Below are 5,970 nucleotides of genomic sequence, written 5' to 3'. Positions count from 1 at the left end.
CCAGAGCCAGAGCCAGAGCCAGAGCCAGAGCCAGAGCCAGAGCCAGAGCCAGAGCCAGAGCCAGAGCCAGAGCCAGAGCCAGAAAATATCGCTGAAAGTGGAGAAGCCGCGCCTTCACCCCCACCCCTAACCCCTCCCCTCAAGGGGGAGGGGGACGAGGGTGGGGGTTCCGGCGAAGCCGGCATAGAGAAACCTGTTACACTGGAGGCGGAGCAGGAAGCGCATGGTACAATTCCGGCCATGCCGGCGGGCACCGTCACTGTTGCCAAATCCGTCGAACAAAAGCGTGGAGAAGCCCCGGCAGCCGCGCCTGAGCCGAAGAAGACGTGGTATCAGCGTCTGCGCGAGGGGCTCTCCCGGTCGTCGCGGGAGCTGCGCGACAACATCGCCGGCATTTTCACCAAGCGCAAGCTGGACGAAGACACGCTGCAGGACCTCGAGGATGTGCTGCTGCGCGCCGATCTTGGCCTGGAAACCGCGATGCGCGTGACCGACGCGCTGGCCGCCGGTCGCTACGGCAAGGACATTTCCGGCGAGGAAGTGCAGACCGTGATGGCGGAGGAGATCGAGAAGGTCCTGAAGCCCGTGGCGATGCCGCTGGAGCTCGATCTGTCGCACAAGCCGCATGTCGTCCTGGTCGTCGGCGTCAACGGTACCGGCAAGACGACCACGATCGGCAAGCTGGCGGCGAAGCTGACGGAAGGCGGCTTGTCGGTGACGCTGGGCGCCGGCGACACGTTCCGCGCGGCGGCCATCGAGCAGCTCAAGATCTGGGGCGAGCGCACTGGATCGCCCGTCGTCGCCTCCAAGCTCGGCGCGGATGCGGCAGGCCTTGCCTTCGACGCCTACCAGAAGGCCAAGGATGCAGGTTCCGACGTTCTCATCATCGACACGGCGGGGCGCCTGCAAAACAAGGCCGAGCTGATGGCGGAGCTGGAAAAGATCGTTCGGGTGCTCGGCAAGCACGACCCGGAAGCGCCGCACACCGTGCTGCAGACGGTGGATGCGACGACGGGCCAGAATGCCCTTAATCAGGTCGAAATCTTCCGCAATGTTGCGGGCGTCAACGGGTTGGTGATGACCAAGCTCGACGGCACGGCGCGGGGCGGCATCCTGGTATCCATTGCCGCCAAGCACAAGCTGCCGGTCTATTTCATCGGCGTCGGCGAAGGTGTCGACGACCTGGAGCCTTTTTCTGCAAGCGATTTCGCCAAGGCGATCGCGGGAGTGTCCGAGTGAACGAGAACCAGATTTTCGAGCGGGATCCGTCCGACCCGAAGCGCAGGGAGATGAACCCGCTCCTGAAGCTGGCCTTGGAGCTGGGGCCGCTCCTCGTGTTCTTCTTCGTCAATGCGCGCGGCGAGTGGCTGGCCGAGCGGGTGCCGGCCCTCACCGCCCTCGGCGGGCCGATCTTCATGGCGACCGGCCTGTTCATGGCGGCGACGGTGATCGCCCTGGCGGTTTCGTGGGGGCTGACGCGCACCCTGCCGATCATGCCGCTCGTGTCCGGAGTGGTCGTGCTGATCTTCGGCGCGCTGACGCTCTATCTGCACAACGAGACCTTCATCAAGATGAAGCCGACCATCGTCAACTCGCTGTTCGGCGTGGTGCTGCTCGGCGGCCTCGCCCTCGGCAAGTCCCTGCTCGGCTACGTGTTCGATTCGGCCTTCAAGCTGGATGCCGAGGGCTGGCGCAAGCTGACGCTGCGATGGGGGCTGTTCTTTCTTTTCCTGGCCGTCGTCAACGAGGTGGTGTGGCGCCTCTTCTCCACCGATGCCTGGGTGGCCTTCAAGGTGTGGGGCATCATGCCCATCACCATCCTCTTCACCATGAGCCAGATGCCGCTGATCATGCGGCATTCGTTGGAGGGGAGAGCGAATAGCGAATAGTGAGTAGCGAATGGGGTGGTGCGGGAGCGGTTTCCTTTATTGCTCCCTATTCCCTATTCCCTATTCCCTATTCCCTATTCCCTATTCTCGCTCTTCCCCCGTCTCGCCGCCGCCACCGCATCTTTCAAGGCGCTGTAGAAGCGCAGTTGCGGGGGGCGCAGGCCGTGCGTGCGCAGCAGCTTGCGGATCGACGGGCTGGCGCCGACCAGGTAGACGGTGGCATCGCTCTGGCGCGCCTTGCGCACGAAGCCCTCGATCGTCGCGGCCGCGGTCGAATCGAGGAAGCTGACGGACGAGATGTCGATGACATAGGCTCGCGGCTGGCCGCCGATGCGGTCGAGCGCCGCGCCGACGGCGGCCGCCGCGCCGAAGAAAAAGGCGCCTGAGATCCGGTAGACGACGACATCGTCATCTGTGGCGATCTGCGGCGAATAGGGCTGCTCGCCATTGTCCGGCCGGTCGGCGATCGAGGCGACGCCATGCTCGACACGCACCGCTTCGGACATGCGGTGCAGGAAGAGCAACGCGCCAAGGCCGAAGCCGACCAGGATGCCCTCGGTCAGGTCGCGGAACACCACCAGCAGGAAGGTGATCAGAAGCACCACCGCATCGCCGCGCGAGGAGCGTAAGAGGGCGGCGAACTGGTGCTTTTCGGCCATGTTCCAGGCCACCACGGCCAGAATGGCCGAAAGGGCGGCAAGCGGGATGAAGCGCGCCAGCGGTGCGGCGACCAGCATGAAGGCCAGCAGGAACAGGGCGTGCAGCATGCCCGAGACCGGGCCGCGCGCGCCGGCGCGCACATTGGCCGCCGTGCGGGCAATGGTGCCGGTCACGCAGATGCCGCCGAACAGGGAGGAGCCGATGTTGGCCACCCCTTGCGCCACAAGTTCGCAATTCGAGCGGTGGCGGCGGCCGGTCATGGAATCGGCGACGACCGCCGACAGCAGGCTCTCGATGCCGCCGAGGAGCGCGAAGGAGAGGGCGGCGGGCAGCGCCTCGACGATCTTGCCCCAGGACAGGGCGGGAAGGCTCGGCGCCGGCAGCAATTGCGGAATGCCGCCGAATCGCGTGCCGATCGTCTCCACCGGCAGGTCGAGCGCCGAGGCGACGACGGTCGCCAGCGCGACGGCGATGAGGAAGCCCGGCCAATGCGGCCGCCAGCGGCGCAGCCCGACGATGACGGCGACCGAGCCGAGCGCCAGCACCACCGCGGCGGCGTTGATGGTCGGCATGGCGGCCGCCAGTGCCTGCAGCTTGGGGATGAACGGGCCGGGTTCCTGGCCCGAGAGCGTCAGGCCGAAGAAATCCTTCAACTGGCTTGCCAGGATGATGACGGCGATGCCGGAGGTGAAGCCGACGGTCACCGGATAGGGCACGTATTTGATGAACGTGCCAAGCCTCAGGAAGCCGATGGCGAGCAGTATGAAGCCGGAGAGGAAGGTGGCGAGGATCAGCCCCTCGATGCCGTGCGTCTGGACCGTGGCGAAGACCAGCACGATGAAGGCGCCCGCCGGTCCGCCGATCTGGAAGCGGCTGCCGCCGAGAGCCGAAACCAGGAAGCCGCCGACGATCGCCGTGTAAAGCCCGCGCTCCGGCGGCACGCCGGAGGCGATGGCGATCGCCATCGACAGCGGCAGGGCGATGATGGCCACGGTGAGGCCCGAGACGATGTCGGCCCTGAGGGCGTCGAGCCCATAGCCCTCGCGCAGCACGGTGACGAGCTTGGGAGTGAAAAGCGCCGCGAAACCGGATCGCTGCATACGGGCGAGCATCGTGACTTCCTCATGCCATCGGCAGCGGGGCCGTCGGCATCAGGCAGGCGGTCGCCGTTGCATGCGTTCAGACGGATTTGCCCCTTGCGGCAGCCGCAGGCTCCTTGAAGCGCACGCCACGGCCGGTCCCGGTGCTCGGCATGTTGTCGCCGATCAACTCGATGCCGGCCGCGCCCAGTGCCTCGACGACCTTGGAAAGCGTATCGACCACGCCGCGCACATTGCCCTCGCTGGCTTCCATCCTCTGGATGGTCGGGAGGGACACTCCCGAAAGCTCGGCAAGCTGCTTCTGATCTATGCCCAGAAGGGCGCGGGCGGCGCGCATTTGTGCTGCGGTTATCATTGGCGCTCCGTCTGACGATGCATATATGAGATTTTATGATTGATGTCTAGAACATCATTATTGATGGCTGAAGGCTGATGATTGAGGGCTGAAGGTTCCTCGTTTCGACAGTGTTTCAGGAAAATTGCCAGACCGTGGTGCGCTTCACCTCGGCATCCTCCAGCGCACGGGTCACCGGCACGGTGTAGACCGCACGCTCGGCAAGCCGCTCCCTGGGCAGATAGCTGCGCCCCGGATCGCCGATCAGCACCGTCCTGCCCTTTGCGGCGAGCGCTTCGAACCAGGGCACCAGCGCCTCGGCCATCGCCCTGTCGTAGAACACATCGCCGGCAAGGATGACGTCCCAGGCGCCGTCCCTGCCGATGAGATCGTCCTGCGTCACGTCGAAACGCACCCCGTTGGCCGTCATGTTGAGCCGGCAGGCGGCGGGTGAAAACGGGTCGATGTCGGCGGCCAGAACGGCGCTCGCGCCAGCCTTCACGGCGGCGATGGCGAGCAGGCCGGAGCCGGTCGCAAAGTCGAGCACGGTCTTGCCGCGCACCGTTTCGGGGTGATCGAGCAGATGGCGCGCCAGCCCCTGGCCGCCGGCCCAGGCAAAGGCCCAGAACGGCGGCGGCAGGCCGATTTCCGCGAGCTCCTCCTCGGTGCGCTTCCACAGATCGTGCGCCTCGTCGGCCAGATGAAGCACGATCTCGGGCACATGCGGTGGCGAAGTGAGGGCTGTGTTGGCGCGGATGAAATCCTCGGCACCGGCCGGGGTGATCGGGGTCACGGCGCCTTGTCGAGCCCGCCCATGCGGCAGATTTCGGCCCATTCGGCGGCGCTCACCGGCTGCACGGAAAGGCGCGAATTGTTGACCAGCACCATCTCGGAGAGCTTCGGGTTGGCCTTGATGTCGGCGAGCGTCACCGGGTTCGGCATGTCCTTGACGGCGCGGATGTCGACGCATTCCCAGCGCGGATCGTCGGTGGTCGAATCGTGATGTGCGAGCGCCGAGACCTCGACAATGCCGACGACGCTGGTCTCCTTCACCGAATGATAGAAGAAGCCGAGGTCGCCGAGCTTCATCTCACGCATGTTGTTGCGTGCCTGGTAGTTGCGCACGCCGTCCCATTGCTGGCCCTCGTCGCCCTTCTTCTTCTGCATCTCCCAGGACCAGGAGGTGGGCTCGGACTTGAACAGCCAATAGGCCATCACGCATTCTCCGGATTGTTGAAGACCCAGTTCCAGGCCCGTATCTCGAACGATTCGAACAGGCCGGCAAGGGCGTAGGGATCCGCAGCCGCGATCACGCCGGCGGCCGCTTCGTTCTCCGCCTCGATGGCGACGAGGCTGCCGCAGGGCTTGCCCTCGGCGTCGAGGAACGGGCCGGCGAATTTCAGCGTGCCGTTTTCATTGAGCCCGTTGAGATAATCCAGGTGCTGGGGCCGCGTGCCCATCCGGGTTTCCAGATGCCCCGGCTTGTCCTTGCAGATGATGGCGAAGATCATGGTTTCCTCTCCGATGTCAGTTTTCGCTCTTCAGTGGTCGGGAAAGCAGCGCCTGCATCGCCTTTCCGACCGTCAGCCGATCGTGCAGGATCTCGGTCACGCTCTCGATGATCGGCGCTTCCAGCCCGCGTTCGCGTATGATCCGCGCGGCGATGCCGGCCGTATGCACCCCTTCGGCAAGCGGCCGGCCCTTAAGGCTCTCGCCGCGCCCCAGCGCCACTCCATAGGCGAAATTGCGCGATTGCTCGGATCCGCAGGTGAGGATCAGATCGCCGAGGCCGGAAAGCCCCATCAGCGTCTCCGGCCGCGCGCCGAAGGCGGCGCCGACACGGCGCAGCTCGACAAAGCCGCGTGTGATGAGCGCGGCCGCCGCGCTGGCCCCGAGGCCCGCTCCGCTAGTGGCGCCGGCGGCGATTGCCAGCACGTTCTTCAGCGCCCCGCCGATCTCGACGCCTGTCAGGTCGTCGGTCGAATAG

The 5,970-nt window shown here is 65.6% G+C and carries 8 protein-coding genes; 2 read left to right on the top strand and 6 right to left on the bottom strand.

Annotated elements, in window-relative coordinates; translation table 11 throughout:
- Together ftsY and NUU27_RS24690 are read left to right on the top strand one after the other, a co-directional pair.
- Positions 1-1,239 (top strand): signal recognition particle-docking protein FtsY (gene ftsY, locus NUU27_RS24695; RefSeq protein WP_257764952.1); only part of this gene is annotated, 1,239 nt, incomplete at its 5' end.
- 50 nt (positions 1,240-1,289) lie between these two features.
- Positions 1,290-1,889, top strand: a complete 600-nt coding sequence (locus tag NUU27_RS24690; RefSeq protein ID WP_257764953.1) for a septation protein A — start codon at positions 1,290-1,292, stop codon at positions 1,887-1,889.
- A gap of 74 nt (positions 1,890-1,963) precedes the next feature.
- On the opposite strand, the gene NUU27_RS24685 is transcribed toward NUU27_RS24690, so the two are convergent.
- The 6 genes from NUU27_RS24685 to NUU27_RS24660 form a co-directional block, all read right to left on the bottom strand.
- On the bottom strand, positions 1,964-3,661 hold the full coding sequence (locus NUU27_RS24685; RefSeq protein WP_257764951.1) for a SulP family inorganic anion transporter: 1,698 nt from the start codon (positions 3,659-3,661) through the stop codon (positions 1,964-1,966).
- Positions 3,662-3,728: 67 nt separating this feature from the next.
- Complete coding sequence (locus tag NUU27_RS24680; protein ID WP_257764950.1) at positions 3,729-4,004, bottom strand: helix-turn-helix domain-containing protein; 276 nt, start codon at positions 4,002-4,004, stop codon at positions 3,729-3,731.
- Between the two features lie 115 nt (positions 4,005-4,119).
- Complete coding sequence (locus NUU27_RS24675) at positions 4,120-4,818, bottom strand: methyltransferase (RefSeq protein ID WP_257764949.1); 699 nt, start codon at positions 4,816-4,818, stop codon at positions 4,120-4,122.
- Positions 4,773-5,198, bottom strand: a complete 426-nt coding sequence (locus NUU27_RS24670; protein ID WP_257764948.1) for an EVE domain-containing protein — start codon at positions 5,196-5,198, stop codon at positions 4,773-4,775. The genes NUU27_RS24675 and NUU27_RS24670 overlap by 46 nt, the downstream gene beginning before the upstream one ends.
- Positions 5,198-5,494: a YciI-like protein gene (locus NUU27_RS24665; protein ID WP_257764947.1), complete on the bottom strand. Its 297-nt coding sequence runs from the start codon at positions 5,492-5,494 to the stop codon at positions 5,198-5,200. Before NUU27_RS24665 ends, NUU27_RS24670 begins: the two co-directional genes overlap by 1 nt.
- A 16-nt stretch (positions 5,495-5,510) precedes the next feature.
- Positions 5,511-5,970 (bottom strand): NAD(P)H-dependent glycerol-3-phosphate dehydrogenase (locus NUU27_RS24660; protein WP_374568118.1); only part of this gene is annotated, 460 nt, incomplete at its 5' end.

This window comes from Nitratireductor sp. ZSWI3 (assembly GCF_024655565.1).
In the GTDB taxonomy this organism is placed as follows: domain Bacteria; phylum Pseudomonadota; class Alphaproteobacteria; order Rhizobiales; family Rhizobiaceae; genus Nitratireductor.
The sequence above is the reverse complement of the archived record's forward strand: the minus strand, read 5'-3'. Positions and strand labels throughout refer to the sequence as shown.

Excerpts from the sequence above, each read along its gene's own strand:
- NUU27_RS24690 (WP_257764953.1), top strand. The coding sequence starts at position 1,290 with ATGAACCCGCTCCTGAAGCTGGCCTTGGAGCTGGGGCCGCTCCTCGTG.
- NUU27_RS24685 (WP_257764951.1), bottom strand. The coding sequence starts at position 3,661 with ATGCTCGCCCGTATGCAGCGATCCGGTTTCGCGGCGCTTTTCACTCCC.
- NUU27_RS24680 (WP_257764950.1), bottom strand. The coding sequence starts at position 4,004 with ATGATAACCGCAGCACAAATGCGCGCCGCCCGCGCCCTTCTGGGCATA.
- NUU27_RS24675 (WP_257764949.1), bottom strand. The coding sequence starts at position 4,818 with ATGGGCCGAAATCTGCCGCATGGGCGGGCTCGACAAGGCGCCGTGACC.
- NUU27_RS24670 (WP_257764948.1), bottom strand. The coding sequence starts at position 5,198 with ATGGCCTATTGGCTGTTCAAGTCCGAGCCCACCTCCTGGTCCTGGGAG.
- NUU27_RS24665 (WP_257764947.1), bottom strand. The coding sequence starts at position 5,494 with ATGATCTTCGCCATCATCTGCAAGGACAAGCCGGGGCATCTGGAAACC.